The sequence below is a fragment of the Chryseobacterium viscerum genome, assembly GCF_002899945.2.
Classification (GTDB): Bacteria; Bacteroidota; Bacteroidia; order Flavobacteriales; family Weeksellaceae; genus Chryseobacterium; species Chryseobacterium viscerum.
In genome coordinates this window covers 127,132-152,304 of the sequence record NZ_PPEG02000003.1, presented here as the reverse complement: position 1 = coordinate 152,304, position 25,173 = coordinate 127,132, and the positions used below count along the sequence as shown (strand labels likewise).

28 protein-coding genes and 1 riboswitch are annotated in these 25,173 nt (G+C 36.2%); of the genes, 13 read left to right on the top strand and 15 right to left on the bottom strand.

The features are described from left to right. The first annotated feature begins 52 nt into the window (after positions 1-52). Both C1634_RS07265 and C1634_RS07260 read left to right on the top strand, forming a co-directional pair. On the top strand, positions 53-2,287 hold the full coding sequence (locus tag C1634_RS07265) for a DUF2339 domain-containing protein (protein ID WP_103234260.1): 2,235 nt from the start codon (positions 53-55) through the stop codon (positions 2,285-2,287). 113 nt (positions 2,288-2,400) lie between these two features. Continuing rightward, positions 2,401-2,838 carry a hypothetical protein gene (locus C1634_RS07260; protein WP_103234259.1) on the top strand — a complete coding sequence of 146 codons (438 nt, stop codon included), beginning with the start codon at positions 2,401-2,403 and terminating at the stop codon, positions 2,836-2,838. 50 nt (positions 2,839-2,888) lie between these two features. Here C1634_RS07260 and C1634_RS07255 read toward each other — a convergent pair whose 3' ends face one another. Then, entirely contained in the window at positions 2,889-4,166 is a 1,278-nt protein-coding gene (locus C1634_RS07255) for a replication-associated recombination protein A (RefSeq protein WP_109738140.1), read from the bottom strand. Positions 4,167-4,268: 102 nt separating this feature from the next. Between C1634_RS07255 and yidD the strand changes: the two genes are divergently transcribed. Next, positions 4,269-4,520, top strand: a complete 252-nt coding sequence (yidD, locus tag C1634_RS07250) for a membrane protein insertion efficiency factor YidD (RefSeq protein WP_047423501.1) — start codon at positions 4,269-4,271, stop codon at positions 4,518-4,520. A 444-nt stretch (positions 4,521-4,964) separates the two neighbouring features. Then, positions 4,965-5,813, top strand: a complete 849-nt coding sequence (gene lgt / locus C1634_RS07245; protein ID WP_103235391.1) for a prolipoprotein diacylglyceryl transferase — start codon at positions 4,965-4,967, stop codon at positions 5,811-5,813. Between the two features lie 103 nt (positions 5,814-5,916). Here the strand turns inward: lgt and C1634_RS07240 are convergent, their stop codons facing one another. Next, positions 5,917-7,434, bottom strand: coding sequence for an NAD(P)H-hydrate dehydratase (locus tag C1634_RS07240; protein ID WP_109738139.1), 1,518 nt, complete (start codon positions 7,432-7,434; stop codon positions 5,917-5,919). 245 nt (positions 7,435-7,679) lie between these two features. Between C1634_RS07240 and mscL the strand changes: the two genes are divergently transcribed. After that, on the top strand, positions 7,680-8,057 hold the full coding sequence (gene mscL, locus C1634_RS07235) for a large conductance mechanosensitive channel protein MscL (RefSeq protein ID WP_103235038.1): 378 nt from the start codon (positions 7,680-7,682) through the stop codon (positions 8,055-8,057). A 66-nt stretch (positions 8,058-8,123) separates the two neighbouring features. On the opposite strand, the gene C1634_RS07230 is transcribed toward mscL, so the two are convergent. Further along, the gene (locus C1634_RS07230) at positions 8,124-9,083 is read right to left on the bottom strand and encodes a D-2-hydroxyacid dehydrogenase (RefSeq protein WP_103235037.1); all 960 of its coding nucleotides are present in this window, start codon (positions 9,081-9,083) and stop codon (positions 8,124-8,126) included. A gap of 86 nt (positions 9,084-9,169) precedes the next feature. Further along, a complete protein-coding gene (locus C1634_RS07225) occupies positions 9,170-9,580 on the bottom strand; it encodes an LNS2 domain-containing protein (RefSeq protein ID WP_103235036.1) in 411 nt (136 codons plus the stop codon). A 290-nt stretch (positions 9,581-9,870) separates the two neighbouring features. On the opposite strand from C1634_RS07225, the gene idi reads away from it, so the two are divergent. From idi to gcvT, 3 genes are read left to right on the top strand one after another with little or no spacing between them, the layout of a single operon-like run. Then, complete coding sequence (gene idi, locus C1634_RS07220) at positions 9,871-10,380, top strand: isopentenyl-diphosphate Delta-isomerase (protein WP_103235035.1); 510 nt, start codon at positions 9,871-9,873, stop codon at positions 10,378-10,380. Beyond that, a complete protein-coding gene (locus tag C1634_RS07215; RefSeq protein WP_103235034.1) occupies positions 10,380-10,853 on the top strand; it encodes a hypothetical protein in 474 nt (157 codons plus the stop codon). Before idi ends, C1634_RS07215 begins: the two co-directional genes overlap by 1 nt. Before the next feature lie 9 nt (positions 10,854-10,862). Further along, the gene (gene gcvT, locus C1634_RS07210) at positions 10,863-11,939 is read left to right on the top strand and encodes a glycine cleavage system aminomethyltransferase GcvT (protein ID WP_103235033.1); all 1,077 of its coding nucleotides are present in this window, start codon (positions 10,863-10,865) and stop codon (positions 11,937-11,939) included. Positions 11,940-11,996: 57 nt separating this feature from the next. Here the strand turns inward: gcvT and C1634_RS07205 are convergent, their stop codons facing one another. The 3 genes from C1634_RS07205 to C1634_RS07195 form a co-directional block, all read right to left on the bottom strand. Further along, on the bottom strand, positions 11,997-12,185 hold the full coding sequence (locus C1634_RS07205) for a hypothetical protein (RefSeq protein ID WP_103235032.1): 189 nt from the start codon (positions 12,183-12,185) through the stop codon (positions 11,997-11,999). Positions 12,186-12,263: 78 nt separating this feature from the next. Then, positions 12,264-12,605: a hypothetical protein gene (locus tag C1634_RS07200; RefSeq protein WP_103235031.1), complete on the bottom strand. Its 342-nt coding sequence runs from the start codon at positions 12,603-12,605 to the stop codon at positions 12,264-12,266. Further along, the gene (locus C1634_RS07195) at positions 12,602-12,958 is read right to left on the bottom strand and encodes an arsenate reductase family protein (protein WP_109738138.1); all 357 of its coding nucleotides are present in this window, start codon (positions 12,956-12,958) and stop codon (positions 12,602-12,604) included. Before C1634_RS07195 ends, C1634_RS07200 begins: the two co-directional genes overlap by 4 nt. A gap of 121 nt (positions 12,959-13,079) precedes the next feature. On the opposite strand from C1634_RS07195, the gene C1634_RS07190 reads away from it, so the two are divergent. The 4 genes from C1634_RS07190 to C1634_RS07175 all read left to right on the top strand — a co-directional run bounded on the left by C1634_RS07190 (position 13,080) and on the right by C1634_RS07175 (position 17,616). After that, positions 13,080-13,547, top strand: coding sequence for an acyl-CoA thioesterase (locus tag C1634_RS07190; RefSeq protein ID WP_109738137.1), 468 nt, complete (start codon positions 13,080-13,082; stop codon positions 13,545-13,547). Between the two features lie 232 nt (positions 13,548-13,779). Continuing rightward, a riboswitch (Fluoride riboswitch) is annotated at positions 13,780-13,847 on the top strand. A 31-nt stretch (positions 13,848-13,878) separates the two neighbouring features. Continuing rightward, positions 13,879-15,186, top strand: coding sequence for a voltage-gated chloride channel family protein (locus C1634_RS07185; RefSeq protein ID WP_185145118.1), 1,308 nt, complete (start codon positions 13,879-13,881; stop codon positions 15,184-15,186). Between the two features lie 325 nt (positions 15,187-15,511). Next, complete coding sequence (locus C1634_RS07180) at positions 15,512-16,387, top strand: LysR substrate-binding domain-containing protein (RefSeq protein WP_109738136.1); 876 nt, start codon at positions 15,512-15,514, stop codon at positions 16,385-16,387. 293 nt (positions 16,388-16,680) lie between these two features. Further along, entirely contained in the window at positions 16,681-17,616 is a 936-nt protein-coding gene (locus C1634_RS07175; RefSeq protein WP_103234004.1) for a YeiH family protein, read from the top strand. A 79-nt stretch (positions 17,617-17,695) separates the two neighbouring features. Here C1634_RS07175 and C1634_RS07170 read toward each other — a convergent pair whose 3' ends face one another. The 8 genes from C1634_RS07170 to C1634_RS07135 all read right to left on the bottom strand — a co-directional run bounded on the left by C1634_RS07170 (position 17,696) and on the right by C1634_RS07135 (position 23,983). Further along, positions 17,696-17,884, bottom strand: coding sequence for a hypothetical protein (locus C1634_RS07170; RefSeq protein WP_103234002.1), 189 nt, complete (start codon positions 17,882-17,884; stop codon positions 17,696-17,698). Between the two features lie 169 nt (positions 17,885-18,053). Beyond that, positions 18,054-19,295 (bottom strand): MFS transporter, encoded by a 1,242-nt coding sequence (locus tag C1634_RS07165; protein WP_103234001.1) that lies wholly within the window; start codon positions 19,293-19,295, stop codon positions 18,054-18,056. Between the two features lie 73 nt (positions 19,296-19,368). Continuing rightward, positions 19,369-20,937: a ribonuclease Y gene (gene rny, locus C1634_RS07160; RefSeq protein WP_103234000.1), complete on the bottom strand. Its 1,569-nt coding sequence runs from the start codon at positions 20,935-20,937 to the stop codon at positions 19,369-19,371. A 226-nt stretch (positions 20,938-21,163) separates the two neighbouring features. Further along, positions 21,164-21,451 (bottom strand): cell division protein ZapA, encoded by a 288-nt coding sequence (locus C1634_RS07155; protein WP_103233999.1) that lies wholly within the window; start codon positions 21,449-21,451, stop codon positions 21,164-21,166. Continuing rightward, positions 21,451-21,753, bottom strand: coding sequence for a hypothetical protein (locus C1634_RS07150; protein WP_109738135.1), 303 nt, complete (start codon positions 21,751-21,753; stop codon positions 21,451-21,453). The genes C1634_RS07155 and C1634_RS07150 overlap by 1 nt, the downstream gene beginning before the upstream one ends. Positions 21,754-21,892: 139 nt before the next feature. Then, on the bottom strand, positions 21,893-22,675 hold the full coding sequence (porT, locus tag C1634_RS07145) for a type IX secretion/gliding motility protein PorT/SprT (RefSeq protein WP_103233998.1): 783 nt from the start codon (positions 22,673-22,675) through the stop codon (positions 21,893-21,895). Between the two features lie 3 nt (positions 22,676-22,678). Next, entirely contained in the window at positions 22,679-23,410 is a 732-nt protein-coding gene (gene ubiE, locus C1634_RS07140) for a bifunctional demethylmenaquinone methyltransferase/2-methoxy-6-polyprenyl-1,4-benzoquinol methylase UbiE (RefSeq protein WP_103233997.1), read from the bottom strand. Between the two features lie 3 nt (positions 23,411-23,413). Beyond that, on the bottom strand, positions 23,414-23,983 hold the full coding sequence (locus tag C1634_RS07135; protein ID WP_103233996.1) for a hypothetical protein: 570 nt from the start codon (positions 23,981-23,983) through the stop codon (positions 23,414-23,416). A 101-nt stretch (positions 23,984-24,084) separates the two neighbouring features. Here C1634_RS07135 and C1634_RS07130 point away from each other — a divergent pair, with 101 nt between their 5' ends. Next, the gene (locus C1634_RS07130) at positions 24,085-25,152 is read left to right on the top strand and encodes a 3-oxoacyl-ACP synthase III family protein (protein ID WP_109738134.1); all 1,068 of its coding nucleotides are present in this window, start codon (positions 24,085-24,087) and stop codon (positions 25,150-25,152) included. Positions 25,153-25,173 lie beyond the last annotated feature (21 nt).

The window sequence follows — 25,173 nt, the reverse complement described above, 5'->3', positions numbered from 1 at the left end:
AATTTTTGAATAGCTTTTCAAACATTTCTTTATATTTGATAAAAACTATGAAATGAATGAATTTGTTGCTGTCATCCTAATCGTTATAATTTTCATCATTTTCAATAACCTGAATACCAAAATCAGAAAACTTGAAAAGGAAATCTCAGACCTTACTTATAAAATCAATAAGGCTCCGGCTCAGTCTGAAGTGATTCATAAAAAAACTTCAACGGAAGAAACTATTATTCCACAGCAAGTACAAACTCAGCAGGTCTATCGTGAAGAGGTAAAGCATAGTGAAGAACATCAAGAAATACCACCACCCGTTCAAAAAGACTGGCTGACTCCTGTTTTTGATTTTTTAAAACAAAATATCCTTACCATTGTTGGTATTTTTACCCTTGTTCTGGGGATTGGCTATTTTGTAAAGTATGCCATTGATAAAAACTGGATCGGAGAAACAGCAAGAGCAGGAATTGGATTGTGTACGGGAGCAGGCATTGTGCTTATCGGTCATTTTCTCAGAAAAAATTATACAGCATTCGCATCTATTATAACAGGAGGAGGAATTGCCGTTTTATATTTCACTGCTACTATTGCTTTCCGTGAGTACCATCTTTTTACCCAAAACACGGCTTTTATCATCACAGCACTGATTACCGCAGTATCTATTGTTCTGTCCTATTATTATAAGAGTGAAGTATTGATTATTTTTTCATTGATAGGCGGCTTCGCAGCTCCTTTGATGATCAGTACCGGACACAGCAACTATCTTTTCCTTTTCATCTACATCAGTTTACTGAATATAGGAATGCTTGCTGCAACATTGCTGCAACACTGGAAAAGCATTGGATGGACAGCTTATTTATTCACTACCTTTTATCTTTTGTACTGGACTGCTTACCACCCCGAACTTTTGAGTGTTGTCTTCTATATTCTTAGCTATATCATCTTCTATGTTTTTGCCTTATATGAGTACTTTAGGAAAAATACGCTTTCCGTTTCGAGTATTCTTATGCTTGCTCTGATTAATTTTTCAAGCATTATTGGCCTCGTTTATACATTTAATGAATTAAAATATGAACCTGCAATCCTCTTCCCGATAACTTTTGCAGTGATCAACGCTATTCTTTTCTTCAGGGAATATGGACGAAAAAATCATGGTTCCGCTTACTCTGTATTTGCAGGAATAACAATAAGTTTGATTACTACAGCTGTTGCAATACATTTCAAAACCCACCTCATCACAAGTGTGTGGGCAGTAGAAACAGCTTTACTTCTTTTTATCTGGAAAAAAACAGGTCAACGAATTTTCAAAATCTGTTTTTACGTTCTTTTCCCGCTAGTTATTATTGCGCAGATGATTACCTGGGCTGAATATTCTGACACAAAGAATCTTGGTATTGTTTTCAATCCGGTATTTTTGACCAGCCTGGTTACTATTGCTTCAACAATCATCAATCTATTGATATTAAAAAATACCCAGAAAGAACAAGAAGAGAATACAGGCAAATTTCTGGAAGACCTTATTACTGTAATCAGCTACGGGGTTATCTACATTGCTCTTCTTCTGGAAATCGTTTATCATATCTCCGATATGCCTTGGGCAGCCATTATCAATGTAGGATTGTTATTCAGCATCTTCTACATCTTTGTTCTGCTGCTTTTCAGAAAGAATTTAAAAATCAGTAACGGTTTTCAAAATGCATTGATTTACCTGTTTCTTTTTTTACTGATCCTGAATATCTCTTTTTCAACCTCTTCTGTAGTGACCGCTGTTTTATCAAAGAAACTGCAGCCCGGATTTTATCTGCTGCACCTTCTTCAGTGGATTCCTTTTATATATGCCTATATTAGGATGATCCCTTTTTCAGAATTTCACGAACGCAAAATATCTTATTGGGTTCTTTCATTCGCTTTAATCATTTCTATAAGCTGCGAGCTTCATCACTCCTATGTTTTAAATATTTCCAATGATATTCAACATTCCTATAAAGTAAGTGAACATTTTAATATTCTTTATTTACCCATCATATGGACAATTCTTGCCAGTATTTTTATTTATATGGGTTTAAAGAAGAATATCCAGGAATACAATAAGATTGGTTTTGCCCTAGTAGGTCTTATGGTGGTAAAGCTTTATGGTTACGACGTATGGCAAATGGACAATATCTCAAGAATCAGCGCCTTCATCATTCTTGGGATGATCTTATTAATAAGTTCTTTCGCCTTCCAACGTTTGAAAAACATCATCAAAAATATGGTTGATAAAAAAGATAAAAGCGAAGAAACCACTGATTTATAATGAGTATAAATGTTTTTATCTCTAAATAAAGTTTAAAACAATTCAAGATTTTATTCACATTTTATAAAAAATAACTATATTTATCACGTTTTTAACAGTTACATATTCTGATTATGAAAAAATTACTCTATTCTTTTTTAATACTATCTTCTGCCACTTTATTTGCACAGCAAAAAAATCCCGCTGTAAAGTTTGCAGTTGCTGACAATGCTATTGGAACAGTAGAACTGTTCAATGCAAGAAAAAATGTATTGCAGGTTTCTAAAGTATACAATACTCCGGCAAGCCTTCCCCAAAGTTTAAAAAAATACAGTTCTGTTTTTACAAAAGGGGTGACTGAATACAAATTCAAAAACGGAGAAAATATATTTGACAGAATGCCATTATCTGACATCAACGTACAATATAATGTTGCAGCAGATACTCCTGTATTTATTGAAGGATATGAATTTACAGATACAAGCACTGTGATTTATCCTGAGATCAAGAAAAGAGCAGAAACAAAAGATCACAACGGTAAGAAAACGCTATTTATTTACACTACCGAATAATTGAATACTATAAAAAAAGGATCCTGTTTTGCAGCATCCTTTTTTTATTTCTAATATTTATTGTTCCATTTTTTCTTGAGCTCTTCATAAATTTTCTTTTCCGTGGAATTATTACCTGGCTCATACAGTTTTATATTTTTGATTTCCTCAGGAAGAAAATCCTGGTCTACAAAATTCCCTTCATAAGAATGGGCATACTTATATTCTTTCCCATAATCAAGGTCTTTCATCAGCTTTGTAGGAGCATTTCTCAGATGAAGCGGAACAGGCAGATTTCCGGTCTGTTTCACCAAAGCCAGTGCTTCGTTAATCGCCATATAAGCTGAATTGCTTTTTGGGGAAACTGCCAGATATATAGCCGTTTCACTTAAAATAATTCTTGCTTCAGGATTCCCGATCACATTCACAGCCTGGAAACAATTATTAGCAATCACCAGTGCATTCGGGTTAGCAAGCCCGATATCTTCAGACGCCAGAATAAGCATCCTCCTGGCAATAAATTTAATATCCTCGCCCCCGGCAATCATCCTCGCCAGCCAATACACAGCTCCGTTAGGATCACTTCCCCGCATCGATTTGATAAAGGCTGAAATAATATCATAATGCTGCTCCCCGTTTTTATCATAAAGAGCCATTGTTTCCTGAAGGACTTCAAGAACATCAGAATTGATAATTTCTGTGGTTGTTGAATTTCTATACTGGTTCAAAACCAATTCTACAGAATTGATCAGCTTTCTGGCATCACCGCCCGAATATTGAATGAAAGCTTCTTTCTCAAGGATTTTAAAATCGGTTCCTTCCTCTTTATTGTATCTTTCGGAAGCGATATCAATCAATTCTTCCAGCTTTTCATAGCTTAAAGCTTTTAAAATATACACCTGGCTTCTTGAAAGCAATGCCGAAACTACCTCAAAACTTGGATTTTCTGTAGTGGCTCCTATCAAAACAATCCAGCCTTTTTCTACCGCATGCAGCAGTGAATCCTGTTGAGACTTGTTGAACCTGTGAATCTCATCAATAAATAAAATGGGGGATTTCCCAGAAAACAAATTCTGTTTCTTTGCATCTTCAATCACATCCCGTACATCTTTCACCCCGGAAGAAACTGCAGAAAGCTTATAGAATTTTCTTCCCGACTGCTCCGAAATAATTTCGGCCAAAGTCGTTTTTCCGGTACCGGGGGGGCCCCAAAGGATCAGGGAATTCAGGGCATTATTTTCAATCATTTTCCTGATCGTTCCTCTATCTCCGGTAAGATGCTCCTGCCCCAATACATCGTTCAGGGTTTTGGGTCTTAATTTTTCAGCTAATGGAATATTTTGATTCAAAGTAATTCTATTTTTTCAGATCAATGTTCCGGATTTCAGATCTCCGAAACTTATAACAAATTTAAACTAATTTTCATTTTTTTACCCTATTTTTGCATTGTTTTGAAACTTACATTCAATAAAATCATTACATTTCCGCTGGTAATTTTGATCAAATTTTACCAATGGTTCATCTCGCCCTTACTTCCCAAAAACTGCCGTTACGAACCCACCTGTTCTCATTATATGATCGAGTCACTTCGTGTTCATGGGATTTTTAAAGGTTTCTGGCTGGGATTTAAAAGAATTTTAAGATGTCATCCATGGGGAGGCAGCGGTTACGATCCCGTTCCACCTAAACATAAATGTCAATAATCAAACTATTAAATCAATAGAAAAATGAATACTATTTTTTTCAGAATTTATCTTGTGCTATTTGCGTTCATGACGCAGCTTCTCTTTGCACAGGAATACCCTGGAGGTTTATCTGACGGAACTTTAGATATCAACGGAAACAATGTTCCTGTAAAAATCTATTCAACCACTGAGTTGGGAGATCTGAGTACTTTTCCAGACAGAGAAACAGATAAAAGTCCATCTCTTGTTGTCATACTTAATGAATCCAATTTTGAGCCTACTAATTATGGTATTTCAACATTGTCAAGATTCAAAGATTCAAAATACCAGTTTTTTGATAAAAACTTTAAGCTGATTGATACATCCGCTACCCCTGACAATATTACGACATTCAAATATGCGGTAAAAACAGTGAAGCCAATCACTGATTCTGATAAGGTAGAGCTTGAAACTCCATTTAAAATATGGGACCCTTCAAAAGGTATTCATATCGGATCATTTACGCTTCATTTTTATAGCCTGATGTTTGTATTTGCTTTTGGTTTTGGATATGTTTTAATGACCAGAATCTTTAAGATTGATAATATAAACCAGAAATATCTGGAACCTCTTTTCACATTTACATTGATAGGAACGATCCTGGGAGCAAGGTTAGGGCATGTCATATTTTACCAGCCTGAATTATTCAAAGAAGATTTCTGGAGCGTATTTTTACCGATCAGTACAAAAAACGGGTTGAAATTTACAGGATTTTCAGGGTTAGCAAGTCACGGAGCTACCATCGCACTTATCCTTACAACTCTTTATTATTCATATAAGATTATCAAGAAAAATCCTCTTTGGGTATATGACAGATTGGGAATTGTAGTATCATTGGGAGGTGCATTTGTAAGAATGGGGAATTTTTTTAATTCTGAAATTGTTGGAAAACCGGCAGATCCAAATTCTCCGTTTGCTTTACTTTTTCCACAGCAAAGCAGTGAATATGGTCTTACCGTACCACGTTATCCAAGCCAGTTATTCGAAGCTGTAGGGTATGTTCTGCTGTTCATTTTATTATGGATCTTATACAGAAAAACAAATAAAAAATATCAGCAAGGCTGGTTATTCGGTCTGTTCTTTATCATTCTTTGGGCCATCAGATTCTTTGTTGAGTTCCTTAAAGAACCGCAAGGAGATGAGTTTATCCAGATTGGTGGTTTGAACACAGGTCAGGTTCTTTCTATTCCTTTTATGATTGCAGGAGTTGTGATTATGATTGTTTCTAAGAAATTCAAGATCACTCAGGCAGAAAACGAAAAACCTGAATAAATTTCAGCTAAAGAGCGAAACGCTAAAAAACTAAAGGGGCAGATTTGTAGAATTACAAATCTGCCTCTTTTATTATATAGATCTTAAAAAGCCTTTTTACTGATTATAAATTCCTCACCGCCCTCCTGTTCAGTTCATCAAAAACCTTCCCGAATTGATCAATAACATCAGTAGGAAGCATCGATTCTTTTGAATCTTTTTCTGAAGCAAGATCAGCAGCTCTTCCATGCAGCCACACTCCCAAAATACAGGTATGCTCTTCGGAATATCCTTGTGCTAACAGCGAAGTCAGGATTCCAGTAAGAATATCTCCGCTGCCTCCTTTTGCAAGGCCTGCATTCCCGGTTATGTTGTAAAATACATTTCCTTCCGGAGTAATAATTTGAGTATGATGATCTTTCAGGACAATAAAAACACCATGTTCTTTTGCTTTGGCTTTGGCGAGCTCAAGCCTTTTAAAAGAGTTTTCTGTACTGCCAAAAAGCCTTTCAAACTCTTTTGGATGTGGAGTGATAATTGACTTTTTGGGGATTAATTTCAGGTTTTTCGGATTTTCAGCAATGATATTCAAAGCATCGGCATCCAGAATCAGAGGCTGAGTATAGTTTTTCAGGAAATTCAAAAAGTTTTTCCCGGTATCTGGATCGGTTCCCAAACCAGGTCCTATTCCGCAAATAAAATCTTTATCAATTTCGAAATTTGTTACAAACTTCTCTCCTCCTTCTATGAACATCGCTTCAGGACATGAAGTCTGCAGTATTTCATATCCACATTCCGGAGCTAAGGTAAAGGTAAGTCCTGCTCCCGTTTTTAAAGCTGATTTTGTAGCGAGTACCGCTGCTCCTATTTTCCCATAACTTCCTCCTATGATTGCAGCTTTGCCATAAGTTCCTTTATGAGAAAATTCTTGTCTGGGGATAAATATCGGCTCTATCAACTGATCATCGATTACAAAATATTCTGCATCAGCTGTATCAGCATATGCTTTACTCAAATCAATATCCAGTACTTCTACTTTTCCTGTATATTTACCCGTTTCAGGATGAAGAAAAGTTCTTTTCCAGCATTGAAAAGTCAGGGTATAATCAGCTTTCAGAATAACAGCATCATTATCAAACATTCCATCTGCAGGCAGCCCGGAAGGCACATCAATGGAAATCTTAATATTATTTTTTTGATTCAGTTTTTCAACCAGCATTTTATGGTCTCCTTCCAAAGGTCGAGACAATCCTGTTCCAAAAAGGGCATCTATAATAATTGTTTTATCATCGAAATTATATGGCTCATTATGATCAAATTTCCTGACCGAAATTCCTGATATATCCCGAAGTCTTTTCAGATTGACAGAAGCCTCTTCTGAAAACTTCCTTTTGGAATCACTTATAAACAGATCCACATCAAAACCTTTCAGATAAAGCATTCTTGCCACCGCCAATCCATCACCGCCATTGTTTCCGTTACCACAAAATATGGCCAGTTTTTTATGATTTTTACAATGTTCAGAAATCCAGTGGGCAACAGCCATCGAAGCTCTTTCCATCAATTGAATGGAAGAAATGGGCTCATGAGAAATGGTAAACTGATCCCAATTGCGTATTTGTTCTGCGGTGAAAATTTTCATAAGTAAACTCAACTTTTAAGCAAATTACAAAAGATTTTTCATTATGATATCACGTCGTTAATAAAAATAAGGAGGGATCGTGAATGAGATAAAGGATCTCTATAAAGCCAAAATATTCATTAAAACAGGTTATAAAATTTCAATAGAAAATTCAATATTTTGGGAATAAAAAACTATAAAAAGTAGTGTTTTTTACATTTTTTAATTATATTTTTGTGTATATACTAATTAAAAAAATATAAATTATGGGATTTGTTAAAGAATTTAAAGAGTTTGCCTTTAAAGGAAATGTTCTCGATCTTGCTGTCGGTGTGATCATTGGTGCTGCATTTGGAAAAATTGTTTCGTCTTTAGTAGAAGATGTAATCACTCCTCTGATATTAAATCCGGCATTGAAAGCAGCGGGAGCAGAAAACATTGCAAAACTTACGTGGAATGGTGTTGCTTATGGAAATTTCCTTTCAGCAGTAATCAGCTTCCTATGTATTGCCGTAGTTCTTTTCTGGATCATCAAACTGGCTAATAAAGTTAACAAAAAAGATGCCCCAGCTCCTGCAGGACCTACAGATGATCAAAAATTACTGACAGAGATCAGAGATTTATTGAAAAGCAAAAATATATAATCTGTACATAACAGCTTAAACATAAAAAGCACCTCCATGGAGGTGCTTTTGTTATATCGTTTCAAATTATTGAATCTGTAAGATACTTGAAATCTGCTCTGCAAGGGAAAGCCCGATTCTGTCTTGTGCTTCAAGAGTAGAAGCTCCGGTGTGAGGGGTAAGAGAGATTTTAGAGTGATTAAGGATTTCCTTAGAAGGGGTTGGCTCATTAATGAAAACATCCAGTCCTGCAAATCTTACTTTACCGGAATCCAATGCATGGATCAAAGCTGTTTCATCAATAACTCCTCCTCTTGAACAGTTGACAATAGCCACTCCGTCTTTCATCATGTCAAATTCATTCTTACCAATCATATACCCGTCTTTCTGTGCCGGAACATGCAGGGTAATAAAGTCTGAATGTTTCAATACCTCTTGCAAAGGTTCAGTTTCTATATCAACATTAATGAATTGATTATTATAAAACTTCACTTTGATGCTGGCTTTTCCTATATTATTATCAGCAGCAACCACTCTCATCCCAAGTCCTAAAGCAATTCTTGCTACTTCCTGGCCGATTCTTCCCATTCCGATGATACCGATGGTTTTTCCTCTCAATTCAATACCGGCAGCATATGCTTTTTTAAGACCTCCAAATTCAGTATCTCCTACCAAAGGCATTTTTCTGTTGGAGTCCTGAAGAAATCTCGCTCCTGAAAATAAATGGGCAAAAACAAGTTCAGCCACCGATTCTGAAGAAGCGGAAGGTGTATTGATCACATGAATCCCTTTTTCTCTTGCGTAGTCTACATCAATATTATCCATACCTACTCCCCCTCTACCAATGATATCGATGGATGGGCAGTTGTCTATAATATCTTTTCTTACCTGTGTAGCACTTCTCACCAGCAGGGTGCGGATTTTATGCTCATTAATATAATCTACCAAAAATTCCTGTGGAACTTTTGTAGTGATCACCTCAAAGCCTTTTTCTGTCAATGCATCAATTCCAGATTGATCCAGGCCGTCGTTTGCTAAAACTTTCATAAAATATCAAGTATATTAAAAAATGAAAGATTTAAAAATTAAAGGAACAGGTTCACATTTAATCTTTAAATCTTTGAATTATATTTTTATTCGCCGTCTTCTTTGAATACTTCAATGGTGACTTGTTTTTCTACCAAATCCGTAAATCTTCCTTTATACCTTGTAGCTCTTACCAAGTGATTGTCTATCCAGTGATAATTTCCTCCTCTCGGTTTTCCGCAAAGCACACTGTGGTATTTGAAACCATGCTTATCCAGCCAGTCTATGGTGATTTGTTTCAGATTTTCGGTTCTTGAAGTAAAAAAGCAGATCTGATGTCCTTCGTCATACCATTTGTTGACAGTTTCCAGTGCATCAGGATAAGGTTCGCAGGTAACCATTCTTTCCGGTTCTTCGTTGGGAACGTCATCGGTAATGGTTCCGTCGATATCTATTAAGTAATTTTTTGTTCCATCCTTTAGAATAGGACTAATGTGTTCAATGTATTCTAATTCCATCACTAAATATTAAGTAACAAAGTTAGCGCTTTTACAACTATCAGGCATATTAATCTTACTTTATGTTAATATTTTACTACAAAAACTACTATTTAAAGAATAATATCAATATTTTATTAATCATTTCACTATAAATAGTTAAAATTTTTCGTTTTATATTTTCTTTTAATCAATAATTGAATTGACCTATAAGCCTACTTTATGCCCTCCTCTTAATAGCATTATTACAAAAAGTATGATGTTTATCTAAAAATTTCCAAAATACATTTATTACTCTTACATTTGTAGGAATGGAAGAATTTGTTGTTTTAGTAAATCCTGAAGATGAAGTTATGGGGCTGATGGAAAAACAGCAGGCTCACATCAACGGCCTGCTACATCGCGCTTTTTCTGTATTTCTTTTCAATAATAAAGGAGAAATGCTTCTTCAGAAAAGAGCTTCAGGAAAGTACCATTCTCCTAACCAATGGACTAATGCTGTATGCTCACATCCAAGAGAAGGAGAAACTTATGAGGAAGGAGCTGTTCGCAGACTGAAAGAAGAACTGGGAATAGAGGCCGAACTTTCAGAAAAATTCAATTTTATCTACAAGGCAGATGTGGGTGGTGGTCTTTGGGAGCACGAGCTGGATCATGTATTTGTGGGAAACCATGAAGCTGATTTCAATTTAAATAAAGAAGAAGTGGAAGAGGTAAGATTTATTTCCATACAAGATCTGGATAAAGAAATTTCTGAGCATCCTGAAAACTTTACGGAATGGTTCAAAATCATTCTGGAAGAATATAAACACCATTTTTAATGATGAAAAAAATATTGTTTTTTTCTGCTCTTTTGACAGGAAGTTTATTTTTTGGCCAAAAGGGAAAAGTATATGAAAATTCCAACTACTCCATTAATGTTCCTGACGGCTGGAAATCTACTAATGACAGTGAGATCATCAACATTTTTCCTACCAGCCAGATAGGTGCTATTACCATTTCGGAATATCATGATTTACCGCTTCCAAAAGAAGAAGTAAAAAAATTCATCCTGGCACTTTATCAATCAGAAGATCAGGAGAATAAAGTAAAAGATAAAAAGAGCCAAAAAGGATATACAGAATATCTATATGAGCACTTTGATGAAAAAGAAAAGCTGTTCTGGGTAACTAAAGCTTTTCAAAAAGACAACAACTTATATTTAGTTTCCATCAATTGTGGCCAGAAATTCTGGAACGGAAACTATATGACCTTATTCAATGAGACTTTTAACAGTTTTAAAATAAAGAAATAAAAATTAAATATGAAGAAAACAGCCTTGTACGACAAACATGTTTCTTTGGGAGCTAAGATCGTACCTTTCGCAGGTTTTGAAATGCCTGTTCAATATTCAGGGGTTACAGAAGAGCATTTTGCAGTAAGAGAAAAAGCAGGATTATTTGATGTTTCCCACATGGGACAGTTTTTCATCGAAGGGCCGGGTTCAAAAGACCTTTTACAATTTGTAACGACCAATAACGTTGATGCGCTTGAAAATGGAAAAGCTCAGTATTCTTGTCTTCCGAACGAAAACGGAGGAATTGTAGACGACCTTATCGTTTACAAAATGGATGACGACAAATATTTCGTGGTGGTAAACGCTTCCAATATTGACAAAGACTGGAATCATATTTCAAAATATAATACTTTCGGAGCTAAAATGACCAATGCTTCTGATGAAATGTCATTATTGGCAGTTCAGGGGCCTAAAGCTACTGAAATCCTTCAAAAGCTTACGGAAGTAAACCTTTCAGAAATTCCTTACTACCATTTTACCGTAGGAACTGTTGCCGGAGAAAATGATATCATCATTTCGAACACAGGATACACAGGAAGCGGTGGTTTTGAGATCTATTTTAACAATGAAAGTGCTGAAAAACTTTGGGATGCTGTAATGGAAGCAGGTAAAGAAGAAGGAATTATTCCTTGTGGATTGGCTTCCAGAGATACTTTAAGATTAGAAAAAGGGTTCTGTCTTTACGGAAATGACATCGATGATACGACTTCTCCTATTGAAGCTGGTTTAGGATGGATCACCAAGTTTGATAAGGATTTCGTTTCTAAAGATGTTTTCGCAAAACAAAAAGAAGAAGGAGTTACCAGAAAATTAGTTGGTTTTGAACTTACAGACAAAGGAGTTCCAAGACACGATTATCCTGTGGTAGATGCAGAAGGAAATGTAATCGGAAAAGTAACTTCCGGAACACAATCTCCTATGAAGAAAGTAGGTTTAGGTCTTGCGTATGTAGACAAGCCTTATTTCAAATTAGGATCTGAAATCTTCATTCAGGTAAGAAATAAGAACATTCCTGCAAAAGTAGTGAAAGCTCCTTTTGTATAATTGGAAAAAAATATTAAAAAAGAAGAGGCTGTGATGTGTTCACAGCCTCTTTTTTGTTTAAAGACAGATACAGCATATTTTTCTATCAGGAGAGCAGACATCGCCTACTCCGGGTGTATTGGAAATCACTCCGCCTGCACCCCCACATAATCTATTACAGTTAACCGGAAGAATGTTACCTCCACCATTAATTTTTTTTAAAGCTGATCTGTTAAGATTCTTTGTTTTTGAGAATTTGTTTATCATGATTTATTTTTTGGTAATCATAAAGTTAAGTATTTAATAATTAACTCATTGAAATAAATCACAAATTATAGATACAATTTATTTTGGAACATGCTGAAAACAATAATCATTACCAATACTGGTATAATGTTTACACCTTGTTCCTTTCTTTGTTCTTCCCAAGCATTGATTTCCTTTATTGATACCATTCACTTTTTTAGCACTGGAAACAATTCCATATACTGATGTTTTGCCGGGGTTACAGATCTTACAGGGTTGAAGCCCAATTTCCAATGCCTCATTTACAGAGAGACCAGAAGAAAAATTTTTCACCATTCTGCATGATGATAAATGAAACTTGGTCCCCGAAGGTGTTTTGTAAACCGTCTGCCCTTTTATACTGACAGCAAGACAAATCAATATGGAAATCAGATATTTCATTCATTGACTCCAAAAAATGTTTGAAGAGCTTCCACATTTGTCTTGTCATTTCCTACGAAAATCTCCTTATCTGTAATAAATACAGGCCTTTTTAGGAAAGTATAATGATCCAACAGTAATTCTTTAAAATCTTTTTCTGTTAAAGATTTCACATCCAAACCTCTCAATTTGATCTGCGTAGACTTTCTGCTGAATAATGCCTCGTATGATTTTGTTTTTTTATACATCTCGGCCAATTCATCTTTAGTGACTGGCGCTTTTTTGATTTCACGAAGTTCCCAGTCTGTAAGGTCAAATTGGGCTAAAATTTTTCTGCAGGTATCACATGTGTTGAGATAAAATACTTTCTTCATTTCTATTTCTAAATCTTTTGTTTGTTACAATTCTCTTTCATTGAAAGTTTCGTCTTTCAAAAGTAGGATTTAATCTAAAACTTTGGAAATTATTAAATAACTTTATTAAAATTTTATAAAGATGCAGAACAAGCCTATTACGTTTCAGTTTATTTCAGAGCCTTCAGATGTTAATTACGGAGGAAATGTACATGGAGGAAGCGTTATGAAATGGATTGATCAGGCGGGTTATGCGTGTGCGACAACCTGGAGTGGTAATTATTCTGTCACAGTTTATGTAGGCGGAATCCGTTTTTATGACCCCATCAAAATCGGGGAAGTGGTAAAAGTAGATGCCCAGGTGATCTATACCGGAACTTCAAGCATGCATATTGCGATCAATGTGTTTTCAAGAAACCTAAAACAGCCCAATTTTGAGAAAAAAACCCATTGTATCATCGTTTTTGTTGCCGTGGATGAAAATGGTAAAAAACTTCCTGTACCCAAATGGATCCCAACAACTGAAGAGGAAAAGCAGCAGGAAATATATGCTAAACGCCTGATGGACCTGAGAACCCAGATTGAGGATGAAATGAAACCTTTTTTGTAAGGGATGCGAGGTTCGGGATTTTGAAGTTTGAGTTTGAGAGTGGGAGTATTTGAGGGTTTGAGGATTCGAGAGCTTGAGAGTTTAATGTTGTGGGTATATAACCCGAAACTCTTAACCCGCAACCCGTAACCCGTAACCCGCAACGAATATAACTCGTAGCCCTAACCCTGAAACAAAAAAAAACCAGCAGCAAAAAAATTCTTTTTAAAAACAAATTCTTTTTATATTTGCAGTATCAAAAGGAAATGGTGTTCTTCCTTACCCAACCGCTTTACAAAAGCTGATGACGCCTGATTAATAGATTATTAACCAATAACTAATCAGGTATATTATGTCAAAAAAGCAATGGACACTTGGTAAAAAAGCAATTTTTCACACTTATTTTTTCTTCAGAAAATTTCCAGCGCTGCCCTATATTTTAAAATGGCTGTGTATCAGCATTATTATAGGTGCTTTGGTAGGAACAGCTTCCGCAGGGTTTCTTCAATCATTGGAATGGGCAACCAATTTCAGGGAAAATAATCTCTGGCTAATTGCATTACTTCCTGTTGGCGGATTTCTGATAGGACTCCTTTATCATTACTTCGGAAAAGATGTTGAAGCCGGAAATAATCTGTTGATTGATACAATTCATGACCCCAAAGGAATGATTCCGTTTAAAATGGCTCCTTTTGTTTATCTGGGAACCATCGTAACCCATTTATTCGGAGGATCTGCCGGTCGTGAAGGAACGGCACTCCAAATGGCCGGTGCTATAGCGGATCAGCTTACCAAGCCTTTTAAACTGGATAGAAATGAAAGAAAAATACTAATCATTGCTGCTATTGCTGCCGGATTTGGTTCTATTTTTGGGACCCCACTTGCCGGAGCAGTTTTTGGTCTTGAAGTTTTTCTGATCGGAAGAATACGGTATAATGCCATCTTTCCTGCTTTTGCCTCTGCTATTCTTGCAGACTGGGCTACTAATCTCTGGAATGTAAAACACACCCATTATCATATTGATTTTATCCCAAAACTTGAGTTTTTACCAATTCTCTACAGTATTCTGGCAGGAATTGCTTTCGGAATCTGTGCTGCGGCTTTCAGTAAAATCATTCATTGGATGGGATCTGTTTTCAAATCAAAAATTAAATTCCCTCCACTTCGTCCTGTTGTAGGAGGAATTATTATTGCGTTAGCTGTTTTTGCGATGGGCACCACCCGATACATCGGATTAGGAATTCCTGTGATCGTAGAATCTTTTGAAAAACAGCTTCCTTTGTATGATTTTGCTTTAAAAATGATTTTTACGATCATTACCCTTTCCGCCGGATTCAAAGGTGGAGAAGTCACTCCTTTATTTTTTATCGGAGCTGCATTAGGCAGTGCTTTATCTCTTTTTATTCCGTTGCCATTTGGATTATTGGCAGGAATGGGATTTGTAGCAGTTTTCGCCGGAGCTACCAATACGCCCTTGGCTTGTATGCTGATGGGAATTGAATTATTCGGGGCAGAATGCGGAGTGTATGTGGCTATTGCCTGTGTTGTTTCTTATCTTCTTTCCGGTCACAACAGTATTTATACGAAACAGAAAATCGGGGAAGCTAAGAACAGAAGGTATGAAAGTCAGCAGGATCAATCAGTTTCAGATTTTTTATAAAGGGTTATGGGATTCGTGGCGCGGGTTACGAGTTACGAGATTCAGGATGCGAAATGCGAGGTCACAGTTATTTGTTTATTTTGTTCTTGGTTGCGGGATGCTAGTTTTTATTAATTCTTAGTTCTTCACTTATAAAACCTTGAAACCCAAAATCCCTCAAACTTAAAACCACAAACCTCGAATCCCGGATCCCGGATCTCTCAAACCCTCAGACTCAAAAACCCCGAAACTCGTATCTCGCATCTCATCACTCTCCAACCCTCCCACTCTCAAACTCTCTCACCCACCTTCTCCATTTCCAACTATAATTCGTAATTTTACCCCCATGTTCGATTACAGACTAAAAGTTTTCCATACGGTAGCATCCCGATTAAGTTTCACTAAAGCTTCAGAAGAGCTTCATATTTCACAACCCGCTGTTACTAAACACATTAAAGAAATTGAAATTCAGGTAGGTGTCAAGTTATTTGATCGTAAAGGAACTTCTATCCAGCTGACTCAAAGCGGAAAGATTCTGTATGAACATGCTGAAAAGATAAGAAATGTCTACCGCGACATGGAATTTGAAATCAGCCAAATCAATCAGCAGCATAAAGGAAAACTGATTATCGGGGCAAGTACAACTGTTGCACAGTATATTTTACCTGAAATTTTAGCAAAATTCAATACTTATTATAAAGATATTAAGATCGAACTTCTTACCGGAAATACGGAGGCGATTTCTACACTTTTAAAAGAAGAAAAAATTGATCTGGGTATTATTGAAGGTGAATCTCAGTCTTCTTATTTTGAATATAAGACTTTTAAACCTGATGAAATTGTCCTGACCGCAAAATCAGATCACCCTCTTGCTCATAAAACCTTACATGTAAAAGATCTCTATCAGCTCGATCTGATCTTCAGGGAGCAGGGATCCGGGACTCTTGAGTTTATACAAAACCGGCTGAAGGAGAAAGAAATCAATATCAATGAATTAAATACGGTAATCCAGCTGGGAAGCAGTGAAAGTATCAAAAACTACCTTCTCCACTCCGAATGTATGGCATTCCTTTCTATCAGTACAATTCTGAACGAATTGAAAAACAATATCCTGACTGTTATTGATATTAAAAACTTCAGTATTGAAAGAGATTTCCACTTTATTCTTCCTAAGGGTGAACAGTCTGAACTGATCAAGCTTTTCCTGAGATTTGCAGAGTAGTCTCCTTATGATGTAAATCTATTAATAATAGAAAAATCCTATTATTTTTTAGCATTGTTATTAAAAACATACAAAGCTTTTAAGTTTTGGCTGAAGCCAATGGATTTTTTTTAATTTATTTGGCTGGGCTAAAGCCCAACCCTATTGATATAGTCAAGCAAAGAGTAAAATGTAACGATAAGATCTTTTATCTTTTATTACTTATAACTTTTAGTTATCCAACATAACAAAATACGATTTACTTTGTAATAGTATTTTCCGGAATTTTGATGCAGATTTTAAAAGTTCGCATTATGAAAAATTTCATTCAAAATGAAATGACACGGAAAGTATTTTTTATTGTATTGGCTGTTCTGTGCCTTACCCCACTTATATCTTCACCCATTGCTTTAGGTTTAGGTTTTGCCCTGGCTGTTTTTATAGGAAATCCTTTTGAGAAGCATCTTCATCATTATATTCATTTGCTGCTGCAGATTTCAATTGTAGGGCTGGGATTCGGACTGAAGCTCGATGAAGCACTTCACGCTGGAAAAACAGGATTGATGCTGACTGTTCTAAGTATTGTTACAGTAATGGTTTTGGGCTATTTTCTTGGAAAAATATTTAAACTGGAAAGACCTTTATCCTATCTCCTTTCTGCAGGGACAGCTATTTGTGGAGGGAGCGCCATTGCAGCGATATCTCCTATTATCAAACCAAGCACGAAACAGATTTCACTTGCACTGGCTATCGTTTTTACCTTAAATTCTATTGCTTTGTTTGTCTATCCTGCCATAGGGCATCTACTGAATCTTTCTCAGGAGCAGTTTGGCCTTTGGTGTGCAGTAGGTATTCACGACACAAGTTCTGTGGTAGGGGCCGCAAGTAAATATGGAGATGAAGCTTTGAAAATAGCAACTACCGTAAAGCTGGCGCGTGCCTTGTGGATTATCCCAATTTCATTGATTACCATGTTTATTTTTAAAACTAAAGACTCAAAAATAAAGATACCCTGGTTCATCGGTTATTTTATTCTGGCCATTCTTTTGAATACGTATTTCCCATTTTTTGACCGTTTCAGTACTTCAATAACTGTTGTAGCAAAATCCGGATTGAACTTGACCTTATTTTTCATTGGTTCTACTCTTTCTCTTCAGACGCTGAAGTCAATAGGATTAAAACCTTTACTCACCGCTGTGATCCTTTGGATTACGATAAGTGTTGGCAGTCTCTTTTATATTATCCATTAAAAGAGCAGAACCCTCTTGAAATCAAGAGGGTTCTGCATATTAAATGTGGAAATGTTTATTTCGTATTGAAATAATTTTTTTATACTGCAGACTGGTTACAAGTATAAACCTGTAGACAACCCATATATTGAGAGCAATATTCAGGGCCTGTTACAGATCCTGAGCAGCTGCATCCGCAAAGAGATAAATCTGGCTTACCGCTTATTCCTCCAGTAATATTTTTCAAGTCTTGTTTTCCTAGCTTTTTAGCATTTTTGATTGCGTTCATGTGATTTAGTTTTAATTAGATAAATTAGTTTTAGTTGTCTCCCAAAGTTAAACAAATATTAATTACTCGCAACAAAAATTAGTATAAAATTTAATAATTTGTTGATTTTAACTGAATTATTATATTCAAAATAAGAAATATCCTATTCTCGTTTTTTAAACAATTTAAATTATTCTGTAAACTCAAGGTCTTTATCGTGGGTTTCTGAGATCGTAAGCGAAGAATAAAATGCGAGTCCAAAAACTACGACTCCTACTATAGCAGCACTTTCTACAACCGGGAAATGACCTTTAAGGGAATCAAAAGCCAAAATCATAACAGGTACAAGCCCTCTTACCATATTGGGAACGGTTGTCGTTGCTGTATTTCTGATATTGGTTCCGAACTGTTCTGCTGCCAGTGTCACAAACATAGCCCAATATCCGGTTCCAAACCCAAGCCATACGCAGAACAAATAATATTTTGTTTCTGTATTGGTATTACCGAATAACATAACTGCCACCCCGATAACCGTAAAGATCAGCATGTAGAAAATGGCCATTTTACGGGATTTTAAAGCGTGAGAAATAAAACCACTCAATAGATCACCAACAGAAATCCCTATATAGGCCCACATAATTGCTTTTCCGGGATTGATGTCCTTGATTCCCAATTCAGGGGCAAATTGATTGGCTAAAACGGCCAGAATCCCTATACAGTACCAAGTAGGTAATCCTACCGCAATACATTTTAAATATCTTACCAATCTGTCTTTATTGGTAAAAAAGGATAGGAAATTCCCTTTTGAGACATTTTTATGAACGATATTTTTATAAATTCCGGATTCGGATACACTTATTCTCAGCAGTAATAACAGGATTCCCATTATTCCGCCAATGATATAAGAGATATTCCATCCTCCGGCCAATTCTACCGTAAGCTGAGCCACCACTGCTCCCATTAATCCAAAACCGGCTACCACTGAGGTTCCGATTGCTCTTAGATTCTTCGGCAGACTTTCAGAAACCAATGTAATTCCTGCTCCAAGCTCTCCGGCTAGTCCTATTCCTGCAATAAACCTTAAACCCGCATATTGATATACGAGATGCTCTTTTGGAAAGTAAGGAAGGAATCCACAGGCAATATTGGCTAAAGAATAAACGAGGATGGAGCCAAAAAGAACAGAAAGCCTTCCCTTTTTATCACCAAGGCTTCCCCAGAAAATTCCTCCGATAAGAAGCCCTATCATCTGGCAGTTCAGAATAAAGGTTCCATCCGCATCGGGATTAAGCCCTAATGCTTTTAAGCTCGGTATTCTAACGATTCCGAATAAAAGGAGGTCATAGATATCCACAAAATAGCCTAAGGCAGAAATAATAACGGGAATAGAGAAAATGTACTTCAGTTTTGAAGACAAGGACAGTTCTTGCATTTTTAAGTTTTGATAAAAATAAAAAACCTTTCAATTTCTTGAAAGGTTTTTATAAAATATCTTTTTCTGATTATTATCTGGCAATATTCACAGCTCTCGTTTCTCTGATTACTGTTACTTTTACTTGTCCCGGATAAGTCAGTTCATTCTGAATTTTCTCAGAGATATCGTAAGAAAGTTGAGAAGCGACTTCGTCATTTACTTTTCCGCTCTCTACCATTACTCTTAGTTCTCTACCAGCCTGGATTGCATAAGCGCTGGATACTCCCTCGAAGCTTAATGCTGCAGATTCAAGGTCTTTCAATCTCTGAATATAAGATTCCAGTACCTGTCTTCTTGCTCCTGGTCTTGCTCCTGAGATCGCATCGGCTACCTGAATGATCGGAGATAATAACGATTTCATTTCAATCTCATCGTGGTGAGCTCCAATCGCGTTTACTACTTCAGGGTTTTCACCGTATTTCTCAGCCCACTGCATCCCTAATAGAGCGTGTGGTAATTCTGATTCCTGCTCAGGAACTTTACCGATATCGTGTAGTAGACCTGCTCTTTTTGCTAATTTTACGTTTAATCCTAATTCAGCAGCCATTGTTGCAGCGATGTTTGCTACTTCTCTTGAGTGCTGTAGTAAGTTTTGTCCATAAGAAGAACGGTATTTCATTCTTCCTACGATTTTGATCAACTCAGGGTGTAATCCGTGGATTCCTAAATCAATGATCGTTCTCTTCCCTACTTCAATGATTTCCTCTTCGATCTGTTTTTTTGTTTTTTCAACTACTTCTTCGATTCTTGCCGGGTGAATTCTACCATCGGTAACCAATCTGTGAAGGGATAGTCTTGCGATTTCTCTTCTTACCGGATCAAAGCATGAAAGAAGGATCGCTTCCGGAGTATCATCAACGATAATTTCTACTCCTGTTATAGCTTCTAAAGCACGTATATTTCTACCTTCTCTACCGATAATTCTACCTTTTACTTCATCAGACTCGATATTGAATACTGATACTGAATTTTCGATAGCCTGCTCAGTTCCGATTCTTTGGATCGTCTGGATAACGATTTTTCTCGCTTCGTTTTTAGCATTCATCTGAGCTTCTTCCATGATGCTCTGAACGTGTGCCTGAGCTCTTGTTTTGGCTTCAGCTCTCATGGTTTCTACCAATTCTGCTTTCGCTTCATCAGCGGTATAATTAGATATTTTTTCAAGTATTTCTACTTTCTTAGTGGTAGCTACATCTAATTCCTGCTGTTTTCTTTCCAGAATTTCGTTCTTCTTAGCGTAATCTCCAATCTGCTTATCTAAATCTTTTTCAAGTTTTCCAGTCTTGCTAAGCTCGTCATTCAGCTTATGTTCCTTGTCTTTGGTTCTTTTTTCAACCTCCTGCATTTTCTTTTCACGGGATTGAATATCTGCGTCATGTTGAGATTTCAGTTCCAGGAATTTTTCTTTTGCCTGAAGGTTCTTTTCTTTCTTTATGGATTCGGCTTGTACGTTAGCTTTTTCTATAAGGTTTTCGGCATTTTTTGTTGCATCATCTATGATAAATTTTGCCTTAGTATTCAGTGAGCTTTTAGAGAAAAACATCCCTATTATCGCCCCAATAACTAAGCAGATAACGCCGGCTATAATGGCTGTTGTCATAATATATATTGAGTTTTAATTGTCTTCATATCCAAATAAAAAAGCCTACAATAATCCAGGGATTGAGAGTAAACTCCTAATCAACACGATTTGAACTGATTTCCACTGTCTGTAATCCGGAATCCGGCACGCCATTCGATGGACATTTGTTCGGTAATTGTTTAGCGTTGAGTTTACCTTTAATGTGTTAGAATTATTGTAGGCAGTAATTTCTCAGGAAAAAAATCTATTTCCCGACTTCATTCAACGATTGATTAATCTGCACTAATCTTTCGTTGGTAGAATTAATATTTTTTTCGTAGTTAAGAGAAACTACTTCTGCATTGGTTCCCAGTTTTAGGGCACACATTGCCAAAGCATCTTGTTTATCTCTTACATCGAAGTTTTGTTCAAAATCTTTAATCATATTCTCGATCTGCTTCCCTACTTTACGCAAAGTTTCTTCCTCTGCTGCCGGTACGTTCAGCGGATATACTCTTCCTGCAATGTTGACGGTTATTCTCCTTATCTCCATTATAATCCACTGTTTTGAAGCTGAGCAATACAGAAATCAATTTCTTTTACCAATCGGTTGATATGGTTTTTCATTAATCTATTGTGTTCAGGATTTCCTGATATTGCTGAATAAAGTTTTATATTTTTTTGTTCTTCTGCTAATACCTGATTTCTTCTCCTTTCTTCATCATACTTCTTCTTCAACTCTTCATGCTCACTATTTAATTCTTTTAAATTTTCAGTAAGATTTTTATAGTTCTTTTGCAGAGCCAAAATCTTTCGCTCTAATTCTGAAAAATTGTTTTCTAAATCTTGAAGCATTTCAGGTTTGTATATTCTAACTAGAAGCAAAAATAAAAAAATAATAACACTAACAAAAATAAAACGCTCTATATTTTGATATACCAACAAAAAAGGAGGTGCTAATGCCCCTCCTGTGTATTTTTAATGAAATATTTTTTTATTCAAATTTCAGAACGAACATTACTGCTCTTGTCTGTAACGTAGAAATTGCAGAAGCCCAGTAAGGAGGTGTAGTCGCGTTATCCGCCACTTTCTCATTATTCATGAAGAATGTTCCTCTGATGGCAGGAGTCAGTTTAAACTTGTTGAAATAGAACTGAATTCCCATCTCTGCAGACCAAGCAAAATTATGCGTTGTAGATCTGTAGATTCCCTGCATATTGTCATCTGTAGAAGTTGCATTAGACTGAAGGTTTACTACATAGTTCACCCCTGCTGCAACGTAAGGCCTTGAATTGTACCATCTTTGCCCATGAAGTTCCAAAAGTACCGGAATATCAATCAAAGTAGATTTAATTTCTCTTACTCTATCCTTTTCCTGTAAAGGGAACGGCATAAAAGCAGGATTCGTCAAAGATCCCCCTGCATAGATGTCATTGGATTGAGTATTAAAAGTCAACTGTCTTTGTGCAAACTGTAACCCCGGTTCTATCCTTACATCAAGATAATCGTTCAGTCTCCATTTTGCAATAAGCCCGGCACCGAAACTATAACTTTCCTTGGATGTGACAAGGTTTTCATTATCATTCATCCCATATTTTGGATGCAAAACAATGCGGTAATCCAGTCTGTTCCCGTTCAAATAAAACCCCCAACTAAATTTCTGCTCGTCGAAATCTTCCAACTTATCCATTCTGTTTCGGGTTCTGAATTGCGCGTTTGCAAAGACGGCAACATTTACTGAGGTTAAAACCAGTGCTTTTAATAGAAATTTATTCATAGGTTACTTTGTTGCTTTATAAATTGTGGCTATACCTAAACTTAATTTTTTATATTCAACTTTCTTAAATCCCGTATCTAAAAGAATTTGCTTCATCTTCTCCCCGAAAGGAAAAGCATTTACAGAATCCGGAAGGTATGTATACGCCCTACTATCCTTAGAAACCAACTTGCCAATGGCAGGTAATATATTTTTAAAATAAAACATATAAAATGGCCCCATGAAACCCTCAACCTTTGAAAACTCCAGTATATAAACACTTTTGTTATCTTTAACTACTCTTCTTAACTCTGCTAAACCTTTGGGAAGGTTTTCAAAATTCCTTACTCCAAATGCAACGGAAACAGCATCAAATCTATTGTCCTCGAAAGGTAGATTTTCAGCATCTCCTTTTTGCATGGAAATTTTGCCGTCTAATTTAAGTTTTTTTATTTTAATAACGCCAACATTCAGCATTTGTTGTGATAAATCTAAACCAACTACCTTAGAACCGGTTCCTTTTTCAATGGTAATTGCCAGATCTCCCGTTCCTGTAGCCACATCCAGCACTTCCTGCGGATTATCATTTTTCATCCATCTTACCAGTTTATTTCTCCACAAAACGTCAATTTTCATGGATAAAACATGGTTCAGAAGGTCGTACTTCGGTGCAATGTTGTCGAACATATCCTCTACCTGGCTCTTTTTTGTAGCCTCTGAATTGTAGGGAGTAACTTTGGTGATATCTTTTGTCAAAACTTAAAACTTGTAATATTCTTTGTAATAATTTAGGTAATCCTGCTTCCTGAAGATCTTAGATCTTGATTCCACTTTCTGGATATTCTTGATCACTTTATCATAGTCTTCATCTACATTGTAGTAAAAACCTTCTGTATAAAGCTTGTTGAAGCGTTTTGCTCCTCCGTAATAATCTTTTCCGTCAATGACTGTTTTGTCAAGCTTCGCCAATAACGAATCTTTTTTAAGATTATATCCGTAATACTGTTCGTTTACGTAGTAATCCTGATGGGTAATATTGATCAGACCACGAAGTTTATTCACTTCAAATGCCGAATCGTACAGCATTTTCTTATTCTGATCAAAAACCTGAATAGAGTTTTTACCTTTATTCAAATCCACATGCACATACTGCCCCGCTGAAATCACGCCTTCAGATCCGTTATTGATCTTAAAGTAATACGTATTCGGGGTAGGATTATCTACCACATAATAATTCTTCTTGGCTAAAAAAAGGAAGTAGATCCCAAAGGCAACGATAAACGCCACAGCTGCAATAAGTAAGCCTTTTAAGGACGAGTTGTTTTTCATAGATTGTAAAGTACAATTTTTGCAAATTTAATAATATTTTTAATTCTCTGTTATTAATATTAATTATTAACTTTGCATCTTTAAAAAAATCATATAAACGAATGCCGAATACGATCATTATTGGCTCTGGATCTTATATCCCGAACAGAGTTATTGGTAGAGATTACTTTATGAATTCCGAGTTCTATACTGAAGACGGAGTAAAGATTGAAAAGCCTGTGGAAGAGACCATTGCGAAATTTGTAGAGATTACAGAAATCGAAAACAGGAGGTTCATTGAGGATGATCTTTCCAACTCACAAATCGGTTATGAAGCTGCAAAAATTGCCCTTGAAGATGCAAAAGTAGATGGTGAAGATTTAGATTACATTATCTATGCAAGTAATTTCGGAGAAGTTACTGAAAACGGATACGCTGACTTCATGCCAACAATGGCAGCAAGAGTGAAGAATAAACTGGGGATCAAAAACAGAAAATGCGTAACGTATGATATGGTTTTCGGATGTCCTGGATGGGTAGAAGCTATGATTTTATCTGATAATTTAATTAAAGCTAAGGTTGCCAAAACCATTCTTGTCATCGGCGCTGAAACTTTAAGCAGAGTAACAGATCCCTATGACAGAAACAGAATGATCTTTGCTGATGGTGCCGGAGCAGTAGTGGTAAAAGCAACAGACGAAGAGAATGTAGGAATTATTGCCCACAACACGATTTGCGATAACGGACCGGAATTAAATTACCTTGAAAATCAGCCTTCCATCAATAAAGAAGCAGATCAGAAGCGCCTTTATGTAAGAATGTTAGGAAGAAAGATTTACGAATACGCTCTTAAAAATGTACCGGATGCTATTAAAGATACCATTACAGATGCAGGTCTTTCTATTGAAGATATAGACAAAATCTTAATCCACCAGGCTAACGCTAAAATGGATTACGCGATGATTGAAAGACTTCACAGACTTTATGATGTGAAAGAATACGATCACGCCATCTCTCCAATGACCATTCAGGACCTTGGAAATACATCTGTAGCAACCATTCCTACCATGTATGATTTAATAATTAAAGGAAAAATGGCAGGTCAATCGTTTAAAGAAAAAGGTAACGTTGTTATGACTTCGGTAGGTGCCGGAATGAACATCAATGCTATCGTTTACAGATTTCCTTAATAATATTTAATAAACAAAAAA

Coding starts and splice junctions, on each gene's coding strand:
- C1634_RS07265 (WP_103234260.1), top strand. CDS start 53: ATGAATGAATTTGTTGCTGTCATCCTAATCGTTATAATTTTCATCATT.
- C1634_RS07260 (WP_103234259.1), top strand. CDS start 2,401: ATGAAAAAATTACTCTATTCTTTTTTAATACTATCTTCTGCCACTTTA.
- C1634_RS07240 (WP_109738139.1), bottom strand. CDS start 7,434: ATGAAAATTTTCACCGCAGAACAAATACGCAATTGGGATCAGTTTACC.
- mscL (WP_103235038.1), top strand. CDS start 7,680: ATGGGATTTGTTAAAGAATTTAAAGAGTTTGCCTTTAAAGGAAATGTT.
- C1634_RS07230 (WP_103235037.1), bottom strand. CDS start 9,083: ATGAAAGTTTTAGCAAACGACGGCCTGGATCAATCTGGAATTGATGCA.
- C1634_RS07225 (WP_103235036.1), bottom strand. CDS start 9,580: ATGGAATTAGAATACATTGAACACATTAGTCCTATTCTAAAGGATGGA.
- idi (WP_103235035.1), top strand. CDS start 9,871: ATGGAAGAATTTGTTGTTTTAGTAAATCCTGAAGATGAAGTTATGGGG.
- C1634_RS07215 (WP_103235034.1), top strand. CDS start 10,380: ATGATGAAAAAAATATTGTTTTTTTCTGCTCTTTTGACAGGAAGTTTA.
- gcvT (WP_103235033.1), top strand. CDS start 10,863: ATGAAGAAAACAGCCTTGTACGACAAACATGTTTCTTTGGGAGCTAAG.
- C1634_RS07205 (WP_103235032.1), bottom strand. CDS start 12,185: ATGATAAACAAATTCTCAAAAACAAAGAATCTTAACAGATCAGCTTTA.
- C1634_RS07200 (WP_103235031.1), bottom strand. CDS start 12,605: ATGAAATATCTGATTTCCATATTGATTTGTCTTGCTGTCAGTATAAAA.
- C1634_RS07195 (WP_109738138.1), bottom strand. CDS start 12,958: ATGAAGAAAGTATTTTATCTCAACACATGTGATACCTGCAGAAAAATT.
- C1634_RS07190 (WP_109738137.1), top strand. CDS start 13,080: ATGCAGAACAAGCCTATTACGTTTCAGTTTATTTCAGAGCCTTCAGAT.
- C1634_RS07185 (WP_185145118.1), top strand. CDS start 13,879: ATGTCAAAAAAGCAATGGACACTTGGTAAAAAAGCAATTTTTCACACT.
- C1634_RS07180 (WP_109738136.1), top strand. CDS start 15,512: ATGTTCGATTACAGACTAAAAGTTTTCCATACGGTAGCATCCCGATTA.
- C1634_RS07175 (WP_103234004.1), top strand. CDS start 16,681: ATGAAAAATTTCATTCAAAATGAAATGACACGGAAAGTATTTTTTATT.
- C1634_RS07170 (WP_103234002.1), bottom strand. CDS start 17,884: ATGAACGCAATCAAAAATGCTAAAAAGCTAGGAAAACAAGACTTGAAA.
- C1634_RS07165 (WP_103234001.1), bottom strand. CDS start 19,295: ATGCAAGAACTGTCCTTGTCTTCAAAACTGAAGTACATTTTCTCTATT.
- rny (WP_103234000.1), bottom strand. CDS start 20,937: ATGACAACAGCCATTATAGCCGGCGTTATCTGCTTAGTTATTGGGGCG.
- C1634_RS07155 (WP_103233999.1), bottom strand. CDS start 21,451: ATGGAGATAAGGAGAATAACCGTCAACATTGCAGGAAGAGTATATCCG.
- C1634_RS07150 (WP_109738135.1), bottom strand. CDS start 21,753: ATGCTTCAAGATTTAGAAAACAATTTTTCAGAATTAGAGCGAAAGATT.
- porT (WP_103233998.1), bottom strand. CDS start 22,675: ATGAATAAATTTCTATTAAAAGCACTGGTTTTAACCTCAGTAAATGTT.
- C1634_RS07135 (WP_103233996.1), bottom strand. CDS start 23,983: ATGAAAAACAACTCGTCCTTAAAAGGCTTACTTATTGCAGCTGTGGCG.
- C1634_RS07130 (WP_109738134.1), top strand. CDS start 24,085: ATGCCGAATACGATCATTATTGGCTCTGGATCTTATATCCCGAACAGA.